25 protein-coding genes and 1 pseudogene are annotated in these 24,363 nt (G+C 70.3%); 10 read left to right on the top strand and 16 right to left on the bottom strand.

What is annotated here, in order from left to right; all coding sequences use genetic code 11:
- Positions 1 to 102: 102 nt before the first annotated feature.
- Both BDW27_RS21735 and BDW27_RS21730 read left to right on the top strand, forming a co-directional pair.
- Positions 103 to 1,719: a sodium-dependent transporter gene (locus tag BDW27_RS21735; RefSeq protein WP_051061251.1), complete on the top strand. Its 1,617-nt coding sequence runs from the start codon at positions 103 to 105 to the stop codon at positions 1,717 to 1,719.
- Positions 1,719 to 1,832, top strand: a complete 114-nt coding sequence (locus BDW27_RS21730) for a methionine/alanine import family NSS transporter small subunit (protein ID WP_017543234.1) — start codon at positions 1,719 to 1,721, stop codon at positions 1,830 to 1,832. The genes BDW27_RS21735 and BDW27_RS21730 overlap by 1 nt, the downstream gene beginning before the upstream one ends.
- A gap of 104 nt (positions 1,833 to 1,936) precedes the next feature.
- On the opposite strand, the gene BDW27_RS21725 is transcribed toward BDW27_RS21730, so the two are convergent.
- Positions 1,937 to 2,479, bottom strand: a complete 543-nt coding sequence (locus tag BDW27_RS21725) for a type 1 glutamine amidotransferase domain-containing protein (RefSeq protein WP_110051405.1) — start codon at positions 2,477 to 2,479, stop codon at positions 1,937 to 1,939.
- Between the two features lie 82 nt (positions 2,480 to 2,561).
- Entirely contained in the window at positions 2,562 to 3,239 is a 678-nt protein-coding gene (locus BDW27_RS21720; RefSeq protein ID WP_233515876.1) for a hypothetical protein, read from the bottom strand.
- 379 nt (positions 3,240 to 3,618) lie between these two features.
- Between BDW27_RS21720 and BDW27_RS21715 the strand changes: the two genes are divergently transcribed.
- On the top strand, positions 3,619 to 4,230 hold the full coding sequence (locus tag BDW27_RS21715) for a histidine phosphatase family protein (protein ID WP_017543232.1): 612 nt from the start codon (positions 3,619 to 3,621) through the stop codon (positions 4,228 to 4,230).
- A 2-nt stretch (positions 4,231 to 4,232) separates the two neighbouring features.
- Here the strand turns inward: BDW27_RS21715 and BDW27_RS21710 are convergent, their stop codons facing one another.
- Both BDW27_RS21710 and BDW27_RS21705 read right to left on the bottom strand, forming a co-directional pair.
- Positions 4,233 to 4,916 (bottom strand): hypothetical protein, encoded by a 684-nt coding sequence (locus tag BDW27_RS21710; RefSeq protein WP_110051404.1) that lies wholly within the window; start codon positions 4,914 to 4,916, stop codon positions 4,233 to 4,235.
- A 46-nt stretch (positions 4,917 to 4,962) separates the two neighbouring features.
- A complete protein-coding gene (locus BDW27_RS21705; RefSeq protein WP_040693220.1) occupies positions 4,963 to 5,592 on the bottom strand; it encodes a helix-turn-helix domain-containing protein in 630 nt (209 codons plus the stop codon).
- 394 nt (positions 5,593 to 5,986) lie between these two features.
- Here BDW27_RS21705 and BDW27_RS21700 point away from each other — a divergent pair, with 394 nt between their 5' ends.
- Positions 5,987 to 6,700, top strand: coding sequence for a MerR family transcriptional regulator (locus tag BDW27_RS21700; RefSeq protein ID WP_110051402.1), 714 nt, complete (start codon positions 5,987 to 5,989; stop codon positions 6,698 to 6,700).
- A 112-nt stretch (positions 6,701 to 6,812) separates the two neighbouring features.
- Here the strand turns inward: BDW27_RS21700 and BDW27_RS21695 are convergent, their stop codons facing one another.
- Positions 6,813 to 8,207: an FAD-binding oxidoreductase gene (locus BDW27_RS21695; protein ID WP_110051400.1), complete on the bottom strand. Its 1,395-nt coding sequence runs from the start codon at positions 8,205 to 8,207 to the stop codon at positions 6,813 to 6,815.
- Positions 8,208 to 8,443: 236 nt separating this feature from the next.
- Between BDW27_RS21695 and BDW27_RS21690 the strand changes: the two genes are divergently transcribed.
- Entirely contained in the window at positions 8,444 to 9,187 is a 744-nt protein-coding gene (locus tag BDW27_RS21690) for an SDR family oxidoreductase (RefSeq protein WP_110051399.1), read from the top strand.
- A 912-nt stretch (positions 9,188 to 10,099) separates the two neighbouring features.
- Here the strand turns inward: BDW27_RS21690 and BDW27_RS21680 are convergent.
- Together BDW27_RS21680 and BDW27_RS21675 are read right to left on the bottom strand one after the other, a co-directional pair.
- Positions 10,100 to 10,792: a GNAT family N-acetyltransferase gene (locus BDW27_RS21680; protein ID WP_110051456.1), complete on the bottom strand. Its 693-nt coding sequence runs from the start codon at positions 10,790 to 10,792 to the stop codon at positions 10,100 to 10,102.
- A gap of 271 nt (positions 10,793 to 11,063) precedes the next feature.
- Positions 11,064 to 12,290, bottom strand: coding sequence for an erythromycin esterase family protein (locus BDW27_RS21675; RefSeq protein WP_110051397.1), 1,227 nt, complete (start codon positions 12,288 to 12,290; stop codon positions 11,064 to 11,066).
- A gap of 58 nt (positions 12,291 to 12,348) precedes the next feature.
- On the opposite strand from BDW27_RS21675, the gene BDW27_RS21670 reads away from it, so the two are divergent.
- Positions 12,349 to 13,113 carry a TioE family transcriptional regulator gene (locus tag BDW27_RS21670; protein WP_110051395.1) on the top strand — a complete coding sequence of 255 codons (765 nt, stop codon included), beginning with the start codon at positions 12,349 to 12,351 and terminating at the stop codon, positions 13,111 to 13,113.
- A gap of 271 nt (positions 13,114 to 13,384) precedes the next feature.
- Here BDW27_RS21670 and BDW27_RS21665 read toward each other — a convergent pair whose 3' ends face one another.
- The 3 genes from BDW27_RS21665 to BDW27_RS21655 are packed head-to-tail and all read right to left on the bottom strand — an operon-like array spanning position 13,385 to position 16,019.
- Positions 13,385 to 14,227 (bottom strand): ABC transporter permease, encoded by an 843-nt coding sequence (locus tag BDW27_RS21665; protein ID WP_370446540.1) that lies wholly within the window; start codon positions 14,225 to 14,227, stop codon positions 13,385 to 13,387.
- Positions 14,227 to 15,198, bottom strand: a complete 972-nt coding sequence (locus BDW27_RS21660) for an ATP-binding cassette domain-containing protein (RefSeq protein WP_110051392.1) — start codon at positions 15,196 to 15,198, stop codon at positions 14,227 to 14,229. The genes BDW27_RS21665 and BDW27_RS21660 overlap by 1 nt, the downstream gene beginning before the upstream one ends.
- Positions 15,195 to 16,019, bottom strand: coding sequence for an alpha/beta hydrolase (locus BDW27_RS21655; RefSeq protein WP_110051391.1), 825 nt, complete (start codon positions 16,017 to 16,019; stop codon positions 15,195 to 15,197). The genes BDW27_RS21660 and BDW27_RS21655 overlap by 4 nt, the downstream gene beginning before the upstream one ends.
- A 212-nt stretch (positions 16,020 to 16,231) precedes the next feature.
- Between BDW27_RS21655 and BDW27_RS21650 the strand changes: the two genes are divergently transcribed.
- The gene (locus BDW27_RS21650) at positions 16,232 to 16,972 is read left to right on the top strand and encodes a hypothetical protein (protein ID WP_017543222.1); all 741 of its coding nucleotides are present in this window, start codon (positions 16,232 to 16,234) and stop codon (positions 16,970 to 16,972) included.
- 15 nt (positions 16,973 to 16,987) lie between these two features.
- Positions 16,988 to 17,815, top strand: coding sequence for a nucleotidyltransferase domain-containing protein (locus tag BDW27_RS21645; protein WP_110051389.1), 828 nt, complete (start codon positions 16,988 to 16,990; stop codon positions 17,813 to 17,815).
- A gap of 147 nt (positions 17,816 to 17,962) precedes the next feature.
- Here the strand turns inward: BDW27_RS21645 and BDW27_RS21640 are convergent, their stop codons facing one another.
- Both BDW27_RS21640 and BDW27_RS21635 read right to left on the bottom strand, forming a co-directional pair.
- Positions 17,963 to 18,823 carry a helix-turn-helix domain-containing protein gene (locus tag BDW27_RS21640; RefSeq protein ID WP_110051387.1) on the bottom strand — a complete coding sequence of 287 codons (861 nt, stop codon included), beginning with the start codon at positions 18,821 to 18,823 and terminating at the stop codon, positions 17,963 to 17,965.
- Between the two features lie 88 nt (positions 18,824 to 18,911).
- Positions 18,912 to 19,766 carry an SDR family oxidoreductase gene (locus BDW27_RS21635; protein ID WP_110051385.1) on the bottom strand — a complete coding sequence of 285 codons (855 nt, stop codon included), beginning with the start codon at positions 19,764 to 19,766 and terminating at the stop codon, positions 18,912 to 18,914.
- 469 nt (positions 19,767 to 20,235) lie between these two features.
- On the opposite strand from BDW27_RS21635, the gene BDW27_RS27160 reads away from it, so the two are divergent.
- A complete protein-coding gene (locus BDW27_RS27160; protein ID WP_017543218.1) occupies positions 20,236 to 20,421 on the top strand; it encodes a hypothetical protein in 186 nt (61 codons plus the stop codon).
- Between the two features lie 597 nt (positions 20,422 to 21,018).
- On the opposite strand, the pseudogene BDW27_RS27865 reads toward BDW27_RS27160, so the two are convergent.
- Together BDW27_RS27865 and BDW27_RS21620 are read right to left on the bottom strand one after the other, a co-directional pair.
- Positions 21,019 to 21,214 (bottom strand): annotated as a pseudogene (locus tag BDW27_RS27865) (Tn3 family transposase); the annotation flags it as partial.
- 574 nt (positions 21,215 to 21,788) lie between these two features.
- Positions 21,789 to 22,739, bottom strand: coding sequence for an NADP-dependent oxidoreductase (locus BDW27_RS21620; RefSeq protein ID WP_199560729.1), 951 nt, complete (start codon positions 22,737 to 22,739; stop codon positions 21,789 to 21,791).
- Positions 22,740 to 22,865: 126 nt separating this feature from the next.
- Between BDW27_RS21620 and BDW27_RS21615 the strand changes: the two genes are divergently transcribed.
- Positions 22,866 to 23,462 carry a TetR/AcrR family transcriptional regulator gene (locus BDW27_RS21615; RefSeq protein ID WP_110051383.1) on the top strand — a complete coding sequence of 199 codons (597 nt, stop codon included), beginning with the start codon at positions 22,866 to 22,868 and terminating at the stop codon, positions 23,460 to 23,462.
- Between the two features lie 65 nt (positions 23,463 to 23,527).
- On the opposite strand, the gene BDW27_RS27155 is transcribed toward BDW27_RS21615, so the two are convergent.
- Together BDW27_RS27155 and BDW27_RS21610 are read right to left on the bottom strand one after the other, a co-directional pair.
- A complete protein-coding gene (locus BDW27_RS27155; RefSeq protein WP_199560728.1) occupies positions 23,528 to 23,719 on the bottom strand; it encodes a hypothetical protein in 192 nt (63 codons plus the stop codon).
- Between the two features lie 174 nt (positions 23,720 to 23,893).
- The gene (locus tag BDW27_RS21610) at positions 23,894 to 24,295 is read right to left on the bottom strand and encodes a MerR family transcriptional regulator (RefSeq protein WP_233515875.1); all 402 of its coding nucleotides are present in this window, start codon (positions 24,293 to 24,295) and stop codon (positions 23,894 to 23,896) included.
- Positions 24,296 to 24,363: the final 68 nt, after the last annotated feature.

The following is a 24,363-nucleotide window of genomic DNA, read 5'->3' as shown; positions in this document are numbered from 1 at the left end:
ATCACGACATCCAGCGCTCGGACCTGCCCCAACAATGCCCAAAGACCCAAATCCTGCTACCGTGCGGGTCGCGAACTACGGGATGATTTAGGAGACCTGAACATGGGGCAACAGCCTCGCGAGCAGTGGGGGACGCGCGCGGGATTCCTGATGGCCGCGATCGGATCGGCCATCGGACTCGGCAACATCTGGCGATTCCCCTACGTCGCCTACGAGAACGGGGGCGGGGCGTTCCTCCTGCCCTACCTGATCGCGATGCTGACGGCGGGTATCCCGCTGCTCATCCTCGAGTACGGCATCGGACACCGGTACCGTTCCTCGGCCCCGCTGTCCTACCGGCGCATCTACCGCCCGGCCGAGGTCATCGGCTGGTGGCAGGTGGCCATCTGCTTCGTGGTCGCCGTCTACTACGCCGTGATCATCGCCTGGGCCATCCGCTTCACGTGGTTCTCCGTCAACCAGGCCTGGGGGGACGACCCCGACAGCTTCTTCTTCAACGACTTCCTCCAGATGAGCCCCGAACCCGGTGTGGTCTCCGGGTTCGTCTCCGGGGTGGCCTGGCCTCTGGTCGCCGTCTGGTTCGTGACCCTGGCGGTCCTGATCATCGGGGTCCGGCGCGGCATCGAGATCCTCAACAAGATCACCATCCCGCTACTGGTGGTCCTGTTCTGCCTCCTGGTCGTCCAGGCGCTCACCCTCGACGGCGCGGTCACCGGCCTCAACGCCTTCTTCACGCCCGACTGGGACGCGATGCTCACCGGCAAGGTGTGGATCGCCGCCTACGGACACGTGTTCTTCTCGCTGTCCATCGGCTTCGGCATCATGGTCACCTACGCCTCCTACCTGCGACGCAAGTCCGACCTGACCGGCTCGGCCATGGTCGCGGGCTTCGCCAACAGCTCCTTCGAGCTCCTGGCCGGTATCGGCGTGTTCGCCGCCCTCGGCTTCATGGCCACCGCGGCCGGAACGGCCGTGGACGAGGTCGCCACCTCCGGCATCGGACTGGCCTTCATCGCCTTCCCGCAGATCATCTCCAGCCTGCCCTTCGGCGGTTCGCTCTTCGGCGTGCTGTTCTTCGGATGCCTGGTCATCGCCGGACTCACCTCGCTGATCAGCATCGTCCAGGTGATCGTCTCGGCCGTGCAGGACCGTACCGGACTGGGCCGCACCCAGACCGTGCTGCTGGTCGGCGGCGCGACCGCGCTCGCCTCGATCCTGCTCTTCCCGACCCCGGAGGGCCTGCACTTCCTGGACGTCTTCGACCACTTCATCAACCAGTACGGCATCGCGCTGGCCGGTCTGGTGCTGGTCATCTTCGTCGCGTGGGGCGTGCGCAAGCTGCCCCTGTTCCAGGCACACGTCAACTCGGTCTCCAGCATCCACCTGGGCCTGTGGTGGCGCGTGACCCTGGGCGGCATCACCCCGGTCCTGCTCGGCATCATGATGTGGGACAGCCTGCGCACCGAGCTGACCACCAACTACGGTGGCTACCCCACCGGGTACCTGCTCGCCGCCGGTTGGGGCGTGGCCATCGGCGCCATCGTCTTCGGCGTCGTCATGTCCTGCTTCCCGTGGAAGCGCGCCGACGTCATCGCCCGACAGGACGCTGAGCGCATCGCGGACGACGAGGACGCCGCCGCGGGCCAGCTGGAGGCGCCCAACGAGGCCGCGCCCAACGAAGCGACCATCCCGCCCTTCGACAAGGAAGAGGACCGCTGATGTCCACCAGCGCCATCGTCATGATGGTCATCTCCATCACCGTGCTCTGGGGTGGCCTCATCGCGGCCGTCATCCACCTGCGACGCCACCCGGACGAGCCCGAGTCGGAGTGACCCCACCACCCGCAGTCCCCGAGGGGCCGCGAACCGCGTGTGCGGTTCGCGGCCCCTCGGCCGTGTACGGATCCGGCCGGGCCCAAGCCGGGTCCGGGGACGGCTCAGGCGGCGAACTCCCGAACGATCCGCTCGCAGAACGCAGGCAGGTCGTCCGGGTTGCGGCTGGTGGTGACGCCGTGGTCGGTGACCACTTCCTCCTCCACCACATTGCCTCCGGCGTTGCGGATGTCGGTGCGGATGCTGGGGAACGAGGTCAGGGTGCGCCCGCGCACCACGTCGGCCTCCACCAACAGCCACGGCCCGTGGCAGATGGCGGCGATCGGCTTGCCCCGGGCGACGAAGTCGCGGACGAGCCGCACCGCGTCGGCGTCCGACCTCAGGTTGTCCGGATTGATGGTGCCGCCCGGAACCACGAGCGCGTCGTAGTCGTCGACTCCGACCGCGGAGACCACCCGGTCCACCGTGAACCGGTCCGCCGGTTCGATGTCCCCGTTCATGGCCTGGATCCGACCCTCGTTCAACGAGACCAGATCCACCTGGGCGCCTGCCTCCGCCAACGCCTGGCGTGGTTGGACCAGCTCCACCTGCTCGACCCCGTCGGCAGCAAGAATCGCCACGCGCCGTCCGGTGAGTGGGTCAGCCATCGTGTCCCCCTGTACTCCTCGGAAGCGCGGACCCGGACGGGCCCGCTCACACGTGCGGCCCTACCCGCCCAGCCCCCTCCGCTCACGTGCCCGCGCCGGATCGGTCCGCCTCCACGGGAGCGACCACTCTCCCCGGCCCCGTCCACGGGCGGGACGCGGGTGGTGGCACGGACAGCCACGAACCACGCGCCACCACGGTGAGGGGTCGACCGGTGGAATCGCTGAGTTCGTGGACGTCGTCCGTACGCACCACCACGTGGCGGCCACCGACATCGCGCACCGCGCGGACCAGGTCGGTCTCGTCCACGTGCGGGGGCACGCTCACGTAGAACTCGTCCGGGGCCCCGCTGCCGTCGGGGTGGACCTGTCTGAGACGGATGTCGACCCCCAGCGCCGCGAACCCGCCAGCGAGAGCGGCCAGACCGCCCGGCCCATCGGCGACGCTGACCCGCACGCTCCAGAGCCGGTCCTCGGCGGGGGACGCGGAACGGGCCGGTTCGGGATCGGGGGCGGTGCCCGTGTGAGCGGATGGTCGGCGGCGCGTCCGACAGTGCCTGCGCCAACGGTGCAGGGCGGAGAAGGCGAGGAGCAGGACCCCCAGCACGATCAGGGCCCGCACCCCGCTGTCACTGTGTCCCAGGGAGACCACCAGCAGGTGCGCCGACCCGGCGGCGAACAGCAGGGTCCCCATCTCCAGCACCTCGCGGCCGAAGAATCCGTGACGGTCGTCGTTTGCATGGCTGCCACTGAAAGCGTCCATGCCCTCAAGGTGCCAAGCCCAGGTTGCGCCCGTTCGCTGTTTCGTGTCACCACGGTAACGACGGAGAGTGATGTCGCTCACGGCTTTGCGCAGACTTGGTGACTCCGGGTGAACTCCACAGAGGGGGTGAACGTATTCACGTGGGTCCGCGAAGGTCTCGCGGTCGATGACAGGGGATGGCCAAGCATGAGGCCAGCGACGAGGCGGATCACGACCGGAGCGTTCGCAACGACGGTCACCGGAGTACTGGCGGCTGCACCGGGCACAGCCGCGCACGCCGGTGAGGGGGTCCCCGAGCCGAACGTGTCCACCACGAACCACGCGCCACGACGGCGGATCGTAGGGAGGACCCACCCCCCGTAACCAGAAAGGGCCGCCCATGGCCGCGACCCGTCACCTGTACCTTGCCCGCCACGCCCAGGCCGACCCCGACACCGGAGAACTCACCGAGACCGGACACCTCCAGGCCGACCTGCTCGGGGCCCGCCTGAGCGAGTTCGCGCCCCACACCCTCTGGCACGGCCCCCTGCCCCGCGCCGCGCAGACCGCCCACCTGGTGGCCTCCCACCTGGAGGACGTGACCCCGGTGGAACTCCCCGAGGCCGGGGACTACGCCCCCCACCTGCCCCGACGCCACGAGCTACCCACCGCCCACGCCGACGGCGTCCTCGACTTCCTCAGCCGGGTCCCGGCAGCCGAACGCTCCCCCGAACTCGGGCAGCGGGCACTGGAACTCCTGACCGGCCCCGTGGAGGGCGGAACGGACCGGCGCGAGGTGGTCATCACCCACGCCTACCTCGTGGCCTGGCTCGTCACGGCCGCACTGGACGCCCCGCCCTGGCGGTGGGTGAGCGTGGGCGCCGCCAACGCCGGACTCACCGTCATCCGCTACGCCCCCGACACCCCGGCCTCAGTGGTCACCCTCAACGAACTCACCCACCTGCCCGACGACCTGCGGTGGACGGGCTTCCCGCCGCACCTGCGCCCCTGACCTCAGCCCCGGGTCCCCTCCCACACCTGGGCGGGGACCCGCTCCATCAGGTCGATGAGGGTGTCGGCGGTGGCCACGGCCTTCTCGGGCTCCAACGCGCCCGTGTACCAGGTCAGGAGGTGGTCACCCGTGAAGCGGAACGGAATGCGCTCCTCGGCGCGCTCCAGCAACCACGCCCGCAGCTCCGGTCCCAGCACCGCCAGGGCGAACGCGTCGTCCTCGGCCGCGATCCGGAAGGTCTCGTCGAAGGTCGACTCCCCCACCTGGAGGTCGTGCACCCCCAACAGTCCGAGGAGGGTGTGACCGAAGTGCTCGTTCCCGACCTCCAGCGTGGGGGTGCGCGGCGTGCTCACGGCGACGATTCCGAAGCAGTGCTTCGTGGTCGTCGTGTTCTGACCGTTGTGGCTGCTCGTCGTGTAGCTGTACTCGAAGGCCAGGACGCCGTGCCCCCGGCGCTCGGCGGTCAGTACGTGCCTGGCCTTGGCGTTGGAACGCCCCCGTCGGAAGGGCGTTCCCCTGAACCGGGCGACGAGTTCGGGGCGCTCCCTGTCGTAGGTCCAGCCCCGTTCACCCGCCCAGGCCTCCAGGGCCTCCGATCGCCGCCGCTCAGCGGCCGAGGACATCATCGCGATCGCGACGATGATGACTACGGCGATCGCCATGATCGCCAGGGTGCCACCGGACATAGGGAAACTTCCTCTCAGCGCGGCTCTCCACCCACTGAGACGCCCTTCACTCCTCGCCTGGTTCCCCCCTTTTCCCGGAGTCCTGTCTGGGGCGCACCCGCACGTGCGCGCGCTCACCCTGGGGGCCGAACAGGCCCAGGTACTCGACCGGCCCCGGCCCGGGGTTGGCCAGCGCGTGCGGGATACGGGTGTCGAACTCGGCGACCTCCCCCGGCTCCAACACCATGTCGTGATCGCCCAGGACCAGCCGCAACCGCCCCTCCAGGACGTACAGCCAGTCGTGCCCCTCGTGGGTGCGCTGTTCGATCTCCTCCGCCGGAACAGTGAGCGGGGCGTTCACCGTCGGGTTGGTGATCCGGTAGGCCTGGAGTCCGCCCGGCCTGCGGTTGAGCGGAACGTAGGTGACTCCGTGGCGGACGAACGACCCGCGCCGAACCCGGGGGTCCCGCACCGGGGGCTGCCCCACGAGCCGGTCCAGGGGCACCTCGTACACACGGGACAGCGGCAACAGGAGTTCCAGGGTGGGGCGCCGCTGCCCCGACTCCAACCGGGACAGGGTGCTCACCGAGATCCCCGTCTGCTCCGACAACCCTGCCAGCGTGGTGCCCCGTTCCCTGCGCAGGGACCGCAACCGCGGCCCCACCGCCTCCAGCACCGGGGTGAGTTCGTCGTCCATACCCCGAATCTGCCACAGCCCGCCCTCCCCCTCGCACCCCGGCGGGGACGACGTGCCGTCCTCACCGGCCGCGACCCGGTACCAGCGCCAGCACGCGGCGAGGGTCTCCTCGGGCGAGTCGCCCGCCGAGTCCCACACCGGGCGCGGTTCCTCCCATGGCTCCCTTCGCTCCTCCATGCGCTGGACGTGTTCCCACGAGACCGTCGCAGGGGTTCGACGGACTGGTCCAGGGGAGTCCGGTCGCGGTCACGGGTCCGCACGAGCCCATTCGAGACCGCTTCCCGATCCTCCGGGCCGCGTCGCCCCCTCCAGTCCGGGCGGGCGGCCGCCACACCCCGCCGAAGGGACGCCCCGCGCCCTATCCTGATCACCCACACCCAGGGAGGACCACACCGTGGACGCGCCCACCGACCGGCTACGCCCCATCGACCTGGCCCGGGCCGCCGGCATCTCCACCCAGCAGGTACGCAACCACGCGGACGAGGGCGTCCTGCCCCCGACATCCCGCACCGACTCCGGCTACCGGATCCTCACCGACCTCCACCGGCGGGCCCTGCTCACCTTCCGCGCCCTGAGCGCGGGTTTCGGCGGCGCCACCGCCCGCGGTGTCATGGCCGCCGTGCACGAACACGACCTCCCCGCGGCCCTGGCGCTGATCGACGCCGCCCACCACACCCTGCACGAACAGCGCACCGCCCTGCATGCCACCGGACGGGCCCTGGCGGCGGTCGCCGAACACGCCCCCGACGCACCGGCCGCGCCCGGAGGTGAGCTGCGCATCGGCGAACTCGCCGCCCACCTGGGCGTCCGCACCTCCACCCTGCGCGTGTGGGAGGACGCCGGACTGCTCGAACCCCGGCGCGAGCACCCCACCGGGTACCGCCTCTACTCCCCCGCCGACGTCCGCGAGGCCCGCATGGTGCACCTGCTGCGCCAGGTCCGCTACCCGCTCTCGGACATCCCGCCGGTCATCCTGGAACTGCGCCGCAGCGGCGACAGCCGCGCGCTGCACACCGCCCTGGGCCAACGCGCGGACGAGCTCACCCAGCGCTCACGGGCCATGCTCACCGCCTCCGCCCTCCTCGACGACTACGCGCGCACGGTGTGACCCCCGCGCCCCGCCGCCCGGCCTCGTCCCCACACGGACGCGGGCCGCCCGGGACCCGCCCGGACGACCCGCACCCCCTTCTCCTCAGGCGCCCCCACCGGGTCGCCGACGCTCAGTCCCGCTCCTCCTCCAGAGCGAAGACCTTGCCCGGATTGAAGATCCCCGCGGGGTCCAGCGCTCCCTTGACCGCCCGGTGCATCGCCAGCACGTGCGGGCCCAGCTCGTCGGCGGCGCCGCGCATCTTCAGCAGACCCACGCCGTGCTCGCCGGTGACCGTCCCGCCCACAGCCAGGGCCTCGTCCACGATCACCTCGAACGCCTGCTTGGCCCGACGCTTGGCCTCCTCGTCACCGGCCGGGACGATGAACAGCGGATGCAGGTTCCCGTCACCGGCGTGCGCGATGTTGCCGATCCTGGTGTCGAACCGCTTCCCGGCCGCCTCGATCGCCTCCAGCATGTGCGGGACCCGCGCCTTGGGCACGCACACGTCCTCGGTCAGCAACGGCCCCAGCCGCTCCAGTGCCGGGTAGGCGAGCCGCCGCGCCTGGAAGAGCGCCTCGGCCTCCTCCTCGTCGGTGGAGCGCACCGCGTACACGGCCTTCTCCTGTTCGAAGCACCCCAGGATGCGGTCGGCCTCCTCCTGACCGGCGGCCCCGGGCAGGTCGCTGCGGGCCAGCAACAGGACCTCCCCCTCGGCGGACAGGCCCATGTTCTTCCACTCGTCCACGGCCTGGAGGCAGAACCGGTCTATGAGTTCCAGGGCCGAGGGCACGATGCCCGCCGCCGACACCGCGGCCACCGCCCGCCCGGCGTCGGTCAGGGAGTCGAAGTAGCCCACCACGGTGTGCTCCACGCCCCGGCGCAACGGCACCAGACGCAACGTCACCTCGGTGACCAGCCCCAGAGTGCCCTCCGAACCCACCATGAGCCCGGCCAGGTCGTACCCGGTCACCCCCTTGGCGGTGGTCCTGCCCAGCCGCACCACCTCACCGGAGCCCACGACGGCCTCCATGCCCAGCACGTAGTCCCGGGTGACCCCGTACTTCACGCAGCACAGCCCACCGGCGTTGGTGGCCACGTTCCCGCCGAGTGTCGACCACGGCGACGAGGCGGGGTCCGGCGGGTACCACAGGCCGTCCTGGGCGACCCTCGCCCGCAGCTCGTCGTTGACCACGCCCGGCTGGACCGTGGCGGTCTGCTGGACGGTGTCCACCTCCAGCACCCGGTTCATCCGCTCGAAGGAGACCACCACCCAGCCCCGTCCGGCGTTGGCCGCCCCCGACAGCCCGGTACCGGCGCCGCGTCCGACCACCGCGACCCCCCGGCCCGCGCAGATCCGCACCACCTCGGCGACGTCGGCAGTGTCGCGGGGCCGTACCACCGCCGCCGGCGCGTCGTAGGGCGCCCACTCGGCCTCGTCATGCGAGTAGCCCTCCATCACGGCGGGATCGGTGACCACCTGTTCGGCCCCGATCGCGGCCACCAGCTCCTCGACGACCCCCGGCATGGACCCCTCCTTCACCCTGTGTGGCGGCGCTCACTGCGCCGACGCTGCCAGCACTCTAACGGGACGCCTCACCCCACGAGTCACCCACGTACCAGGACGAACGCCCACAATCCCCCACACCACGCCTCGGCAAAGCACGACGAAAACCCACCAAACATCCACAAAAGCGGACCAGTGCGGTGTTAGCTTGTCCCCGACGGCCCAGACACACCACCCACGGCCGCGGAGGTGGGCACATGAGCACGATCCTGGTCACCGGCGCCACCGGAACCCTCGGCGCCCCGGTCGTGGAACGACTACGCCAAACCGACCACCAGGTCCACACCCTCAGCCGCCACCCCCACCCGCAGGACCCGAACGCCCACGCCGTCGACCTGCGCACCGGCGAGGGACTCGACACCGCCCTGACCGGAGTCGACACCGTCGTGCACTGCGCCAGCAGTCCCACCGGCGGCGACCTCCAGGCCGCCACCCACCTCCTGCGCTCCGCCAGGGCCAACGGCGTCACCCACCTGGTCTACGTCTCCATCGTCGGCTGCGACAGCGTTCCCCTGGGCTACTACCGCACCAAGCACACCGTCGAGGAGGCCCTGCTCGCCTCCGGGCTGGGCGTGACCGTCCTACGCGCCACCCAGTTCCACCAACTCGTCGCCGCGGTCTGCGCCCGCGCCGCCCGCCTGCCCGTGATGCCCTACCCCGACGTCGACGTCCAGCCCGTCGACCCCGGCGAGGTCGCCCTGCGCCTGGCCCGTCTGTCCCAGCAGGAACCCTCCGGACGCGTCCCCGACCTGGGCGGACCCCGAGTCGAGTCCTTCCACGACCTGGCCCGCGCGTACCTGGACGCCACCGGCACCTCGCGCCGCCTTCTACCGGTACGCCTGCCCGGAGCGACCTTCGCCGCCTACCGTGCCGGAGCCCACCTGGCCCCCGAGCACGCCGTGGGCCGCACCACCTTCGCCGAGTACCTCGCCCACACCTGAGACTCACCCTCGACGAAGCGGCGGTACTCACGGGGACCGGGGCCCACAGCCGAGTCGGCGAGCCCGCCGCGCGTGCCCGCGCCTCCTTTCTGGGCCTACTACCCGTGGAAGACACGTGTTCCGGGACGGCACCGGCACCAGATCCAGCAGGGGTACGGCACCCACGCCGCCACCGAGGAGGAGGACCAGCTCGCCCGGTGGCTGGCCGATCAGGTGTGCCCGGTGGAGGTCGACCGCGCCGAACTCGCCCAGGCCGTGGTCATCGGTGCCACACCCTCAAGATGGAACCCCGCGCCCGGGGCAGATCGAGCGGATCGTGGCCTCGGCTGGGCGCCAGTTCGAGGAGTTTTTCACTACCCAGGTCACAGCCATCTGGGCCCGGGGGTGTGCGAGCGGCTCCAGAGCGGGGTGTTGGGTACCGAGGGCGTACTGCTGGCGGTCAAGTCCGACCCCGGTCCGCTGGGGCTGGAGACCCTGCTGAGTGAGATCGACAAGCTCAAGACCGTGCAGGCCCTGGGGTTGCCGGACGAGCCCTTCAGCGGGGTCTCGGACAAGATCGTGGCTGCCTGGCGCTCCCGGGCGGACCGGATGTACCCCTCCGAGTGCGCCGAACCGGTGCGCTACACCCTGTTGCCCGCCCTGTGCTGGACCCGCCAGGCCGAGCTGATCGACTCCCTGGTGGAGCTACTGATCCGGCTCATCCACCGGATCAACACCCGCGCCGAGACTGGGGTGGAAAAAGGGGGGGCGAACCAAGTAAGCCCGCAAGGGGCAACGCCACCCCTGAGCCCGTCGCGAACCACTGAGAGGCGACTGATCCCTCCCGGCCGGTTGCGGTTGGGTGAACCCGCTGCGGCCCGCTCTCGCCGCCCCTGTGCTGTGAGGAAACCGATGTTCCGCCCACTTTTGCTTCTACCCGACCACGCTGCGCGCGACCACCACGTCGGCCCGGGCTCGCCACCCCAGAGAGGCGTACAGGCCGCGCCCCTGCGGGGTGGAGATCAGCAGCCCCTCCTTGGCACCGTGTTCACGAGCCCGCGCGGCCAGCACACCCATCACCACCGAGCCCAACCCGCGGCGGCGGTGCCCTGGCTCGGTCCGAATGGCGTGGGCGACCATGTCGGTATCCGCCACAGCGCCGATCCCGCCGCACGCACGCGCGGTCCCCGGCGCCGACAGGTGGGCTCTGAGTACTCTTTCACGCCCCGGGGGCACGTCCTCCTCGGCCAGGTGGGCGGAGTAGGGGGTGCACGGAGCTGGTCCCGGGTGCCCGGTGAGGTCGACGCTCATCAGCGTCTCCCGTGCGGGATCGGCCTCCAGCCCCGCACGGCTCAGCAGCCCGACGATGTGATCGGGGTCGTTGGTCGGCACCGTCAACCAGTCCGGTTCGGAGGATGCGGCGACCCTGCGAGCCATATCGAGCACCCGTTGCGGATAGCGGTCGGCATCGAGCACGATGCGCTCCACCCGGCGATCAGGGAGACCTAGGCAGACGTGCAGGGCCCCGTCGGCCTCCTCCGCGGGAGGGAGTGTGGAGGCCAGCGCCCATCCGCGCTGCCATCGGCGGACCAGGGAAACCAGGGGTTCGGAGAGGGTATTGCTCATACGAGAGATCCCATCATCCACTACCGACTTTCCGGTGCCCGGACCCGCTGTGCCCCCAACCGGTGAGTAGCTCCGGGGGGCTACCTGGGGCCCCGACGAGATACGTCGGAAAACGGAGATCGTTGCCCCTTGCCGGCTTACCTTGTTCGCCACCTGACCTGCGTGGTCACCTACCCCCGCCCGCGCGCCCAGGGCCTGGGAGGGGGACTTGAGCGCCCTCGAAGTCACTCCGGGTTACTTGTCCTGTTGCCGGGCTTCGGGAGAACTAGGCCTACTCGCCGCTGCTGGTCGCGCCCTCCGAAGGCGTGACATCCCGAACGAACACCAGACCGTCACTGTTCGCCAGGTGCGCCGGGTCCAACGGCGCGTAGCCGAACCACGGCGACTCCCGGGCCTCGGCGGATCCCTCACCCAGCACCCGCGCCAACTCAGGGGCGTCCACCACACACCGCTCCCGACCCAGCGCGTACAACACCCCCTCCACACTCCCCTGGGGTGGCTCCTCCACCCCGTGGTGACGCAGTGTGCCCAACGCGGTGGGCAGGAACGCGTACCCGCGGCCCAGCCGCTCCGCCACCAGCGCCCCCGCACTCCACCACTCCATCAACCCCTGCCACATCCGCATCGAACTCCGCTCCCGTTGCAGGTGGGAGTTGTGCGCGTGCACCAACACCGGTCCACGATCGGCCAGGGCCAGGAGGTTGTGCGCCATCATCTGATCCCGCACCCCCAACAACCGGGTGATACGCGCGGGCGAGGTGTCCGCCAACCAGTGGTGGTAGCGCAACAGCCCCACGGCCGTGCGCCCGTACAGCTCGGCCTGGGCCAGTTCCGCGCGCGAGGTCGCCCCCACCAGGTACGGAGCCTGCGCGTCCAGCAGCGAAATCAGGTCGTCGGCGATCAACCGCAACTCCCCGGCCTCAGCGGACTGCCCCACCGACCGGGCCGGGTCCATCATCGCCTCCGGGGCGGTCCAGGGCCCGTCCGACCCGAGCAACCGGTCCAGGTTCCCGGCGGTACAGGGCAGCAGGTCCGCCTCAACCTGTTCGGCCAGGTGGTCGTACAGGGCGCTCAGGGCCTGCCGGGGGCTCTCGGCGCCCGAGATCTCCAACGGACCGTCGAACCCGGCGAACCGCACCCGCTCACCCACCGGGCGCCCCTCGTTGTGGGTACGCATCCACCGCACCAGTTCACGGTTGGCGGCGTAGCTCCCGAAACCGTGACTGAACCCGCGCTCCATCACCTCGTCGAGCGTTCCGTGGCCGAAGGTGACGTACTCGTCCACGACCAACCCCCTCAGACAGTCGCTCTCCAGCGCGATCGTCCGGTACCCCTCCTCCTCCACGAGCCCCCGGAACAGGTCGTTGCGCACCCACAGCAGCGTGCCGTCGTCGTGCGTGGGTTCCCCCAGAGCCAGCACGCGCGGCCGGTCGGAGAGCAACCCCATCACCGAGGCAGCCCCGAGCACATGCGCCGTGTCCTTCGTCCGCGTATCCATACCTTCGACGGTATCGCTGAATCCTCGGTGGAGACTTTCACGCACTAGCATCGAAACCATGGCAGAAAAGCTTCAAAGCGGGGTTCGCCTGAGACCGATCGACCTGGCCCGTCGGCACGGGCTGTCCACCCAGGCGATCAGGAACTACGAGGCCGACGGCATCCTCCCGCCCGCCGAACGCAGCCCCCACGGATACCGCTCCTACACCCCACGGCACGCCTCGGCCCTGCGCGCGTTCCTGGCCCTGTCCCCCGGCCACGGCCACCAGCGGGCGGCGGCGATCATGCGGGCCGTCAACCACGGACACGTGGAGGAGGCCCTGCACGAGATCGACCTGAGCCACGCCCAGCTCCTCGACGACCGCCGCACCCTCACCGCCGTCCGGAACGCGCTCCGCGACCTGGACTCCACGCCGACCACGGCCACACCACCGACCACCAGGGTGCTCTCCGGGCTCACCACCACGAACCCCACACCCGGAACCGTCTTCATCGGACAGCTCGCGGACCGCCTCGGCGTCCGACCGGCCACCCTGCGCAAATGGGAGAACGCCGGACTGGTGTTCCCGGTCCGCGACCCGCGCACCGGCTACCGCGTCTACGACGACGCCGCGGTACGCGACGCCCAACTGGTCCACCAGCTCCGGCGCGGCGGCTACCTGCTGGAACAGATCGCCCCGCTCATCACCCAGGTGCGCTCGGCCGGCGGCCTCCAACCGTTGGAGGAAACCCTGGACGGCTGGCACCAGCGACTCGACGCCCGAGGCCGAGCCCTCCTGAACGGCGCCGCCCAACTGGAGGCCCACCTGTCCACACACGCGTGAACCCAGACCCCCTTCACCAACACCCCCGGAGTGTGCGCGCCCTCGTGCGCCCCCGAACACGGGACCCTCCCCACCAGCCGCCTTCCGACGGACGAAGGTGGGTACGAACGCGAACGGTTCGAGGACGAGACCCTCCCGAGGCCGGCCGACCGGCCTCCTCAGCCGCCAGTGCCCCAGGCGTCCGAGCCAGGCCAGCACCAGGGACAGCATGCGGCGCAGCCGAAGGAGCGGTGAAGACAACAAGAGAGTGACCGCTACGCCCGACGCGAAGTCAGCGACCCAGCTTCCGGTAACGCCGCATCGCCAACGGAACGAACACCGCCATCAGCACCAGCGGCCACACCACCGCCATCAACACCGCGTTCTGCGCCACCCACGACTCACCCACCACCGTGGTGTTGCCGAACAACGCACGGCAGGCCAGCACCGTCGCCGACAACGGATTCCACTCGGCCACCGGCGCCAACCACGCCGGGATCACCTCCGTGGGCACGAACGTCTCGGCCACCATCGCCAGCGGGAACACCAGCGAGAAGAACTTCATGGCCGCCTCGGGACTGCGCACCAGCAACCCCAGGTAGATCCCGATCCACGTGAACGCCAGGCGCAGCAGCAACAACAACCCCAACGCGGCCAACGCCGGCACCGGTCCGTTGTGCCACTGCCACCCCACCAGCAACCCCATCCCCACCAGAACCAACAGGTCCACCAGGGCCGAGACCACGTCGGCCATACTGCGCCCCACCAACAACGCGGACGGTGCCATCGGCAACGTCCGGAACCGGTCCACCACACCCCGGCCCACATCCGTGACCACCGCGATCGTCGTGTTCCCGATCCCGAACGCCATGGTCAACGCGAACAGCCCCGGCATCAGGAAGTCGCGGTAGTCCTCACCGCCCACCCCCATCGCCGCGCCCATCGCCTCACCGAACACGAAACCGAACAGCAGCACCGCCAGCACCGGGATCATCAGCGTCCCGACCACCTCGTCGGGCTTGTACAGCAGGTGCGCCAGGTAGCGGCGGGCGACCACGGCGGAATCAGCCACCGCCCACCCAGCCCTTCCCCACAAGGCTCGCGGCCCCCGCCGCTCACGCTCCACGTCCGGGATCACGACCGCTCCTCCGCCACCGCGCCACCGTGCTGCCCGGTCAACCCCAGGAACACGTCATCCAACGTCGGACGCCGCAACGCGATGTCCTCCACGTCCAACCCGGCCTCGTCCAGCGCCCGCACCACCTTGGACAATCCCGCACCGCGCCCACACACCGGCGCGCTCACCCGCAACGCGTCCCGGTCCACCTCCGGCGGCGCCCCGGCCATCCGGCCCAGCACCTCCACCGCCACCGGCAACTCCTCGACACCGGCCACCACCACCTCCACCCGGCCACCACCCACCCGCGACTTCAACTCCTCCGGGCTTCCCTCGGCGATCACCCCGCCCCGGTCCAACACCGACACCCGGTCCGCCAACCGATCGGCCTCCTCCAGGTACTGGGTGGTCAGCAGCACCGTCGTACCCCCCGCCACCAACTCCCGGACCGCCCGCCACACCTCGGCCCGGCTGCGCGGATCCAACCCGGTCGTGGGCTCGTCCAGGAACAGCACCCGAGGATCCAGCACCAGCCCCGCCGCCAGATCCAACCGGCGGCGCATCCCACCCGAGTACGTGCGCACCGAACGGTCAGCCGCCCCCGTCAGGTCGAAACGCTCCAACAACTCCACGGCCCGCTCCCGAGAACGCCGCCGCCCCAGGTGGTACAGGCGACCGAACATCTCCAGGTTGCGGCGCCCGCTGAGGATCTCGTCCACCGCCGCGTACTGCCCCACGAACCCGATCCGCGAACGCACCAGCCGAGCCTGCGAGGCGACATCGGCCCCGGCCACCCTCGCCCGGCCCCCGTCGAACCCCAACAGGGTCGCCAACACCCGCACCGACGTGGTCTTACCCGCACCGTTGGGCCCCAGCAGTCCGTGCACGGTCCCCGGCGCCACCGCCAGGTCCACCCCGTCCAAAGCCACCCCACCCCCCGGGTAGAGCTTGCGCACCCCCTCCGCCAGGATCACCGGTTCGCCACTCACGAGACCACCTCCGCCACCCGCACCCGACCCGCACGACGGGGACGCGGCACCGCCACCGGCGTCACCTCCTCGTACCGGCCCACCGCGATCCGAGCGATGTTGCGCACCGACTCACTGCCCGGCCGGTAGTACGAGCAGTGCCCCGGGATGTCCCCGGTCCCGAACACCCGCGCCCCGTACCCGCGCCGCAGCGGCGAGGGCCCGTGCCCCACCTCCCCCACGTGCCCCCGGGGAAAGAACCGGATCCAGTCACCGGGCCCCCGTGCCGCCCACAGGTTCCCCGAGAACCCCAACTCCTCCCGCGAACGCGTCCCCATGCCGGGGCTGCCCAGCGCCACACAGTCACTGACCCGCCCCCGCCCCAGGGCCAGACCGCACACCACCGTGCCGTAGCTGTGTCCCACCAGCGTCACCCGCGCGGCACCGGGCAGGAAACGGGTCAACCGCACCAGGTCCTGCGCCCCCTCCATCGCCGGACGGCGCGAGACGGCCTCCCCGAACCCGCGCGGCGTGCGGTACCCCACCCACACCACCACCGCCACACGCTCCCCCGGCGCCACCTCACGCATCGTGCGCAACAACGTCTCCCCGTTGGCGCGCGGCCGCGTGGCCCTCTTCTGGTTGAAGTAGTTGCCCAGGTAGTTGTCGTTGCCCGGTACCAGGACCGCGACATGGTCCGCGGTGGCCGCGTCCCCCAACTCCTCCACGATCCGACCGTCCTCGGTCCCGTCACAGGCGAGCAGACGAACCCCGTACCCCTGGGCGCGTTCATAGCGCAACGGCTCAGGGGCCGGAATGGTGGATGGGCCCGCCGCGATCATGACTCTCCCCGGGGTTCCTCGTACAACAGGCTTCTCTGACACCCTCAACGCTAGAACCGCCGGTACGACCGGCACGATGACGCAGACACCCACTTACAGGTCCACTCCCACCCACCTCCCGCAGTGGTGCCAGCACTACCGGAACCCGACCCGCTCGCCTGACCGGCAACAATCCGCTTGCCCACCACCAGGAGCCCTGCCACGATGCACCCATGCCGATCGTGACCCTGGCCCAGCGCCCCGACCTCGCCGAGGTCCTGGAACGCCCCGAGCTCAACCCCGGCCCCGAGCTGATGTTCCACGACACCGTCGCCCACGGGTACTGGAACCGTCTGGCGCGGGAGTTCCCTGAGTACCAACTCGCCCTGGTACGCGGCGACGAGGTCATCGCCCGCGCCAACAGCGCCCCGCTGGCCTGGCACGGAACTCCCGACGAGCTCCCCGACGAGGGCTTCGCCTGGGCCCTGGAACAGGCCTTCCACGACAGGGACGCCGGACGCGCGCCCACCATCGCCTCCGCCCTGTACATCGCCGTCTCCACCAGCCACCAGGGAGCCGGAGTCAGCGCCCTCATGGGACAGGCCCTGCGCGACAACGCCACCGAGCACGGACTGACCGCGCTGGCCGCACCCCTGCGCCCCACCCTCAAACACCGCTACCCGCTGATCCCCATGGCCGAGTACGCCAGCTGGACCCGCGAGAACGACGGCCTGTCCACCGACCCCTGGCTCCGCACCCACCAACGCCTGGGCGCGCGCCTGCTCCACCCCTGCGAGAGGTCCATGACCGTGGAGGGCACCGTCGCCCAGTGGCGCCAGTGGACCGCCATGGACTTCCCCGGCAGCGGACGCCACATCGTCGAGGGCGCCCTGGCACCCGTCACCATCGACCTGGCCGCCGACCGCGGCACCTACGTCGAACCCAACATGTGGGCCTGGCACCCCCTCGCCTGACCCACCGGAGCGGACATGACACCACCCCCCGCCCAGGGACTGCGCCCCGACGGCACCATCGCCCGCGAAGGATCACCGGACCGCGTCCCCGCCGCCTTCACCCCCGTGGTCAAAGCCCTGCGCACCCGCCTCCACCAGGTCTTCGGGCCCCGCATGCACAGCGCCTACCTGTACGGCAGCATCCCCCGGGGCACCGCCGTCCCCGGCGTCTCGGACCTGGACGCCCTGGTGGCCCTGCACACCGACCCCGACCCCACGGACCGGGACCGCGCCCGAGCACTCCTGGAGGAGATCGACGCCGACTTCCCCCAGATCGACGGCGGCGGGATTCTCCTGGACGGGGTGCCCGCCCTGACCAGCGAGCTCGAACGGCACGACTCCGGGTTCTTCGTCGCCTGCCTGTGCACCCCACTGACCGGCCCCGACCTGGCCCGGCAACTGCCCCGGTACCGACCCACCAGCCTCCTGGCCCGCGAGACCAACGGCGACCTGCACCTGACCCAGCCCCGCTGGCGCACCCGCCTGGCCGAAGCGACCACCGACGACCAGCTCCGCTCGCTGAGCCGGGGCGTGGCCCGCCGACTCACCCGCACCGGCCTCACCCTGGTCATGCCCGCCTGGGGCGGCTGGACCAGCGACCTGACCCTGGCGGCGGAGGTCTTCGGCCACTACCACCCGGACCGCCACGAACAGATGCGCGCCGCCGCCCGCACCGCCCAGCGCCCCAGCGCCGACCGCGACCACCTGGTCGACCTCCTCGAGGACCTCGCCCCCTGGCTGGCCAGGGAGTACACGGCCACCCACGGCCGTAAGGCCCCCAGGCCCACGGCCACCCACACCTGAGAAACCCGCCGCGCCCGGTCCGAGGGCGGCGCGTTTCCGATCTCCGCAGGGAAGGCGGATTCCAGCGCCACGAGCCGGACCAGGGAGGTCTCCCTGCTCAACGCGCCCCTTCTGCCCGTCAGCGATCAGCGTCGACCGCACGGTGGTTCACGACTGATCGAGGGTGTGCGGTGTCGTCCAGTTGGCGAGAAGGGTGAGGGCTTCGTGAGAGGCCGTGCCCGGTTCGGTGCTGTAGAGGTAGAGGATCTGATGGTCGTCGCCCGGGAACGTCAGGGTTTCGAACTGTACGTCCAGTGTGCCGACGACGGGGTGATTCAAGCGTTTCGTGCCGTGGGTGCGCTGGTGCACGCGGTGTCCTGACCACCACTGACGGAACTCAGGGCTGGACAGCGAGAGCTCCCCGATGAGCTGTTGCGTTCCTGGGTCGTTGGGCGTTGCGGCGGAGTCGAGGCGGAGTGCTTCGACCGCGTTCCTGGCCTGTTTCTCCCAATCGCGAAACAAGTCGTGGGCGTGCTCGTCGAGCAGTATCCAACGAGCGTAGTTGCGGTGCTTCGCGGGAAGCGCGTCGAAATCGGCGAACAGTGCCCTGGCGAGCGGGTTCGAGGCGAGGATGTCGGTGCGGCGCCCGAGGATGAGTGCGGCCTGCCCGGCGAAGGAGTTGAGGAGCTGGTGGAGCGCGGGGCGGACCCGCTGCACGACGGGGCGGGTGCGGGTGGCGGAACTGCCCACCACGCCGATGAGGGTACGCAGGTAGGTTTCGCCCGCGTCGTCGAGGTCGAGTGCCTTGGTGAGTGCTTCGATGACCTGCGTGGAGGGGACGATGTGCCGGCCTTGTTCGAGGCGGGTGTAGTAGTCGGTGGACACTCCGGCCAGGAGGGCGACCTCTTCGCGGCGCAGCCCGGGGACGCGGCGGATACGGCCGTCGGGGAGCAGCCCGGCGCGTTCCGGGTCGCGGCTCGCTCGCGCGCGGCGAAGGAACTCCCCGAGATCGCGGTGTGGATCGCTCATGCAACCATCCTCCCAAACCTGACGGGGTTGCGGCCGGGACCTGACCGTGACGGACAAGCCCCGGTCGCGACCGGAGTGCTTGGTGCGCTCAGCGCACGTAGTCGGTGCTGTGTGCGAGTTCGCGTCCGGCGAGGATCTCCGCCTTCAACGAGTCAGCCTTGGTTTCGGCCATGCCCGAGGAGTCGGAACCGAACTGCTGACGCAGCGGCCCGTTCTCGGACTGCGCGAGGGTCACCAGGGCCGTGGCCGCCTTGCCGGGGTCGCCGGGCTGGCTACCGGGCATCGCCTGGTGCGCCTTGATCATCTCGCGAATGCCCGGGTAGGCGTCGGAGACCTCGACTGCGAGGGCGAGGGAGCTTCCGGTGAGGAAGTCGGTGTTGAAGTAGCCGGGCTCAACGATCGACACGCGGATGCCGAAGTCAGCGACCTCCGCTGCGAGCGACTCCGACAGACCCTCGACCGCGAACTTCGCGGCGCAGTACAGGCCCCAGCCGGGGAAGGAGAGCACGCCCAGGATCGAGGAGACGTTGATGATGTGGCCGCCACGGGCTGCGCGCATCTGGGGCAGGACGGCGCGGATGACGTTCCATGTGCCGCCGATCTGCACGTCGAACATCGTGGCCACGTCGGTACCGCTGGTCTCTTCGACCGCGCCGAGGTAACCGTAGCCAGCGTTGTTCACGACGACGTCGATGTGCCCGAACAGCTCGGTGGTCGCGTTGACGGCACTGGTGACCTGCTCCTCGTCGGTGAGCGAAACCTCCAGGGCGAGCAGGTTCGCAGTGTCGACTCCGTCGAGCGCCGACAGCAGGCGGTCGGTGGAACGGGTGGTCGCTGCGACCCGGTCGCCGCGACCCAGCAGGTTCTTCACCAGAGCCAGGCCGAGGCCTCGGGACGTTCCGGTCACGAACCAGACGGCGGGACGGTCAGTGGGGTAGGACATGGGTTCCCTTTCTTCGTGGACCCTTCCAGCCTCTCGACCAGACGACCCCTGCGAAGTGGGATATCAGGCCCCGTTGTGACTAGGTTTCGCAGTCCCACCCAAGCCGTACGCGCACGCGGGATCCGAGCCCCCAACGCCGCACGGAGCCCACTGTAAGGCCCGTATCCAGTTCGGGTGGCCCCCCGCATGCCCTCAGCTCCTCGACCCGGGAGTGGTTCAACGGCACCCACCCCGCCGCCGCCCCGGTGAGCGAACACCCCTACGGATAGTGACCCAGAGTGATAGCGGCGCCAGCTGACCCAACGACAGAATCCGCCGCCGAGGCATCCCCCAAGGGCGGCCTGAAAGAGCCATAACCAGGGGAAACCTGCACGGACACGCCTCCGCTCCGACCCGCGTACGTCATGTTTGGATCGACTCCCACACGAGCAGGGTACTAACGCACAGTAGTCAATTGATGCGGAGAGAGATGAAGCGCGTACTCGCCATCGTGGCCCTGACCGGCACCGCCTGGGCTCTGAGCGCGGGCCCTGCTGCCGCCAACGAACCGTTCGACCTCCAGCAGGCCTGCGCCCCGTTCGACTCAGCGCTCGCCATCGCCGGAATGGGCCCCATCTGTGGGGCGGACGACACCGCCTCGAACGGGGCCGAATGAGCTCGGTCCTCATCGGATCCGCGCGGACCTGATTCACGCGGTCCCATCGCAGACCAGGCCGTTCGCCGAGCCCCCGCACAACGCCGATCCGTGCGGGGGCTTTCCACGCACGGGGTAGCTCCGGCCTCGTCGCACGGTCGTCCCTCGTCGAGCGCGGTCCGCTCGGCAGGCCCAGTTCGGCCGAGCGAAGGAAGTCGGTGACCCTGCGCGGCATGTCGAGGGGTGACCAGTGACTCCGGGGCGGGGATGTCCTCCTCGACGCCGGTGTGATCGGGCGGAAGGTCGGCGACGGCCTTGCTGCCCTTGGCCGTAACAGCGCGCAGTCCGTCGTAGGTCAGTTCCCGATGGAGTCGCGCTGGAGTTCGCCAGCGGCGGGCGGTGAGGTCCAGCGCGGAGAACGCGCCGTCATGGATGCGCAGTGCCACCTGCTTGCGGTGGTCCCGGGTCTCCTGCCATCAAACCCTGTCAGCAATCACCATCGGATCTGAGGGGATGCGACCCGCCGCGCCCCCGGATGCACGGGGCATGGGACAGGCAGCGACGGCCCCGACTCCCTCCCATCCGGTCTCGTCCTCGTCCAGCTCCGGCGCATCAGGTCCAGAGCACGATGGCGTTGAGGACCAGACCGAGCGCCGAGCTGGTCCTCCATGCCGTCGCGGTACGCCTGGTGGATGGTGCCGCGCTTGCCGGGGCGCACATCGCGGGCGAACTTGTGGCGGGACTCCTGCACGGTGAGCTGACGGTTCATTTGCCAGCGATCGGTGTCGTCGACCGGGTCGACCACGCGGAGCAGGTCGTTGTCGAACAGCGCCTTCGGGCCCTCGACTTCCCCGCCCGCCTCCCGTCTGCCCCTTAGGTTCCGTGTCCGCCCCCAGGGGGCGGACACGGGGTTGCTCACTGGGGTGCGCTGGCGGCGTCGCGCAGAGGGGCGCAGACCCTCGTAGGCGTCGGGGTGGGGAAGGCGTAGGAGCCCAGCAAGTAGAGCACGGCCCGGTCGAACAACGCCTCGGGGCCTTCAGGGCGCGGAAGGCCCCTCGCGGACCTCCTTAATATCGTTTCGTTGGTAACGTTATTTAGTAAACGTTACGCCGATTTCGTGACGAAACAGAACCCCAAACCCCGGAAATCCTGACTTCCGATAAGTCAACCTTCTAGGAAGTCAGCCCTTCAGGGACGCTCCAACCCCCTCCAGCGCCCCGATTCGGCCCACCAACGTTATTGAGGCGCCTCCACGACCCGCACAAACGAGATGGATACACCCCGGGCTGTACTGTCCGGGGTGTATCCGCTACGTCATCGAACGACTACCGAACGCCTGCCGTGCCCTGGGCCGACCCGTGCACGGGCCCTCACGCCCTACCGGCCGGTCAGGGCGTGACGACGATCTTGCCCCGCACCCCGCCGCGTTCGAGCCTGTGGTGGGCCCGGGCAATCTCGTCCATCCCCAACACGGCACTGACCACCGGCGTGATCGTGCCCTGGTCCACCAGGGCGGCGAGCTCCTCCAGCTCCCCCACCGACGGGTCGTTGCTGAACGCGCTCAGTCGGGTGCGCCGGTCCAGGCTGCCCACGGCCACCCACACAGCCGCCCGGATCGGTCGGCTCGGGTCCAACGCGAGCGGGAACAGCGTCCCTCCCCGGTTCAGCCGACCACGCACCTGATCCATGTGCGTGCCGACCAGGTCGACGATCACATCGAAACGCCCCAGGTCCTCCACCCGGGTCTGACGGTGGTCGAAGGTCTCCGAGGCACCCAGCTCACCCAACCAGGAAAGATGGTCGGCTCCCGCCAGCGCGGTGACATGCGCACCAAGGGAGGCACCGAGCTGCACGGCGACCACCCCCACACCCCCGGCCGCTCCGCGCACCAACAGCCGCTGCCCCGCACTCAACCGCACCCGGCGGGTCAGGGCGTGCAACGCCGTCGTGCCCGAGGCAGGCAACGCGGCGGCCTCCTGAGCCGAGACCGAACGCGGGGCCGCGGCGACACGCTCCTGCGGCACGACGACCGACTCGGCGATGGACCCGAAGGTGCCGTGCGGCATCACTCCCCACACCACATCGCCGACCTTCACGCGGGTGACGGCCCCGCCCACCTGGGCGACCCTCCCCACGAAATCGACACCCGTCCCAGCGGGAAGGCTCTGGCGCAACACACGGCGCAACCGCCCCGCCCGAATGGGGACCTCACCACCGCCGACAGCGGCGGCGGACACCTCCACCCGCACATCGGTGGCGCCCACCGGGGGTGTGGTGAGCCCGTCGACGACGGCCAGAACCTCCGGCCCCCCGTAGCGGTCGTAGCGGACTGCGCGCATGATTCCTCCTCGTGCGGGGAAGTCCCCGCCGTGCCTGTGGGTTGCCACCGGTGGCGACCGGTGACAGAAGTGGGCAACCAGCCCCCGCCGACCACCCATCCCGACGACGGTGAAGTGAGACAACCCATGGCCCAGGACACGCAGATCCACCCCGAAGCCGACCTCCGGGAACTGCGGCAGGACGCCCGACGCAACCGACTCAACGTGCTCAGGGCCGCCCGGACGGTCTTTCGCGATCGTGGCCTGGAGGCCACCCTCCAGACCGTCGCCCACCACGCCGGGGTCTCGGCCGCCACCGTCCACCGACGCTTCCCCGGACGCGACGCACTCGTCGAGGACCTGGCCGTACAGGCCGAACAGGAACTGGTGGAGCGCTTCGGGGAGCTGACCCGAACCGTCCCGGCCGACCTGGCGTTGGAGCGCGCCCTACGGATCGTCGCCGCCGAGACGGTCGCCACCCGCGCGTGCACTCCTGACCACCGGGAACGCTTCGCCGATCGTGCGCACGCCCTCGACGAGCGCCTCCACCAGGAACTGCACCGGCTCCTGGTGTGCGCGCGGGAAGGCGGCCGGATCGCGGCGACGGTCACCGACCAGGACCTGCGACTGGTCACGGGCGCCGTCACCGCGGCCGTGACCGCCGAACCGGACGCGCAGCGGGCCAACTGGGCGGCCCAGCGGGTGGTGACGCACTTCGTGCGGTCCTTCCGCACCACCGACTGACCCGGTCTCGCGCACGGGGCACTTCGGTGAGGCGCGGGGCCGGGCTCCCCACCCGTGTCATGCCTTCAGGTGTCCTGGTTGGATGCCGGGGGTTCGGGGGAGTCGGAAACGTTCCGCGTGGCCTCGGTGCCGGTCCCGGAGGCGGTTTCGTTGGTCAGGCGCTCGGTCTCGGCGTCGTAGGCCTGGCCGCCGTCACGGGTCCGGGATAGCGGGAGCAGCCACCAGACGGAGGTCACCATCCCCGGCACGGACCTCATCGTGCGCCCGGAGCTCCTTGAGGAAGTGGAACCAGGTGGAGGCTCATCAGCAGGAGTGCGCCCAGGGTGGAGGACGCACACTGATGCACTCCGGCCCCCGCGCGACCTGCACGGGGGGTGTGTCGGGGTAGCGGGGCGGCACCAAGGCAGCGATGGTCATCGGGCAGCCATGGCTCAGGTGGTTTTCACTCGCCGCGCATTGCTTCCTGGGTGGTCTTGAGCATGCGGCCCCAGGGTCCGACGTGCGCGGGCCAGTTCGTCCGCTTGGGCGTCGATGCGCTCGAGTTCGGTGACGAGCTGGCGCAGGACCTGGGGCGGGCAGCGCTCCCCGTTGTTCTTGATGTGCGGCAGCAGCGCGGCGATGGTCCTGCTGTTCATGCCGGCGGCGAAGAACTGCCGGATCAACACCACGCGGCTCACGGCGTCCTCGCCGTAGTGGCGCTGCCCGTTGGCGCTGCGTTCGCTGGAGAGCATGCCCTGCTTCTCGTAGTAGCGCAGAGAGCGCACGCTGGCCCCGGTCCGCTCGGCCGGGTCTGCGATCCGCACAGGACCTCCGATCCGATTTGCCTCTGACACCAGTGTCAGGTCCTAGTCTGGCGGCGCGGCCACCGCGCACCACCGGGACGTGGTCGTGGGGCTACAGG

Source organism: Nocardiopsis sp. L17-MgMaSL7 (assembly GCF_003182025.1).
GTDB classification, from domain to species: domain Bacteria; phylum Actinomycetota; class Actinomycetes; order Streptosporangiales; family Streptosporangiaceae; genus Nocardiopsis; species Nocardiopsis prasina.
The sequence above is the reverse complement of the archived record's forward strand: the minus strand, read 5'-3'. Positions and strand labels throughout refer to the sequence as shown.

Coding starts and splice junctions, on each gene's coding strand:
- BDW27_RS21655 (WP_110051391.1), bottom strand. CDS start 16,019: ATGATCGCGGCGGGCCCATCCACCATTCCGGCCCCTGAGCCGTTGCGC.
- BDW27_RS27155 (WP_199560728.1), bottom strand. CDS start 23,719: ATGAGGTCCGTGCCGGGGATGGTGACCTCCGTCTGGTGGCTGCTCCCG.
- BDW27_RS21680 (WP_110051456.1), bottom strand. CDS start 10,792: ATGAGCAATACCCTCTCCGAACCCCTGGTTTCCCTGGTCCGCCGATGG.
- BDW27_RS21620 (WP_199560729.1), bottom strand. CDS start 22,739: ATGCGCGCAGTCCGCTACGACCGCTACGGGGGGCCGGAGGTTCTGGCC.
- BDW27_RS21675 (WP_110051397.1), bottom strand. CDS start 12,290: ATGGATACGCGGACGAAGGACACGGCGCATGTGCTCGGGGCTGCCTCG.
- BDW27_RS21615 (WP_110051383.1), top strand. CDS start 22,866: ATGGCCCAGGACACGCAGATCCACCCCGAAGCCGACCTCCGGGAACTG.
- BDW27_RS21690 (WP_110051399.1), top strand. CDS start 8,444: ATGAGCACGATCCTGGTCACCGGCGCCACCGGAACCCTCGGCGCCCCG.
- BDW27_RS21640 (WP_110051387.1), bottom strand. CDS start 18,823: ATGAGCGATCCACACCGCGATCTCGGGGAGTTCCTTCGCCGCGCGCGA.
- BDW27_RS21725 (WP_110051405.1), bottom strand. CDS start 2,479: ATGGCTGACCCACTCACCGGACGGCGCGTGGCGATTCTTGCTGCCGAC.
- BDW27_RS21715 (WP_017543232.1), top strand. CDS start 3,619: ATGGCCGCGACCCGTCACCTGTACCTTGCCCGCCACGCCCAGGCCGAC.
- BDW27_RS21710 (WP_110051404.1), bottom strand. CDS start 4,916: ATGTCCGGTGGCACCCTGGCGATCATGGCGATCGCCGTAGTCATCATC.
- BDW27_RS21650 (WP_017543222.1), top strand. CDS start 16,232: ATGCCGATCGTGACCCTGGCCCAGCGCCCCGACCTCGCCGAGGTCCTG.
- BDW27_RS21705 (WP_040693220.1), bottom strand. CDS start 5,592: ATGGACGACGAACTCACCCCGGTGCTGGAGGCGGTGGGGCCGCGGTTG.
- BDW27_RS27160 (WP_017543218.1), top strand. CDS start 20,236: ATGAAGCGCGTACTCGCCATCGTGGCCCTGACCGGCACCGCCTGGGCT.
- BDW27_RS21670 (WP_110051395.1), top strand. CDS start 12,349: ATGGCAGAAAAGCTTCAAAGCGGGGTTCGCCTGAGACCGATCGACCTG.
- BDW27_RS21635 (WP_110051385.1), bottom strand. CDS start 19,766: ATGTCCTACCCCACTGACCGTCCCGCCGTCTGGTTCGTGACCGGAACG.
- BDW27_RS21735 (WP_051061251.1), top strand. CDS start 103: ATGGGGCAACAGCCTCGCGAGCAGTGGGGGACGCGCGCGGGATTCCTG.
- BDW27_RS21720 (WP_233515876.1), bottom strand. CDS start 3,239: ATGGACGCTTTCAGTGGCAGCCATGCAAACGACGACCGTCACGGATTC.
- BDW27_RS21695 (WP_110051400.1), bottom strand. CDS start 8,207: ATGCCGGGGGTCGTCGAGGAGCTGGTGGCCGCGATCGGGGCCGAACAG.
- BDW27_RS21645 (WP_110051389.1), top strand. CDS start 16,988: ATGACACCACCCCCCGCCCAGGGACTGCGCCCCGACGGCACCATCGCC.
- BDW27_RS21730 (WP_017543234.1), top strand. CDS start 1,719: ATGTCCACCAGCGCCATCGTCATGATGGTCATCTCCATCACCGTGCTC.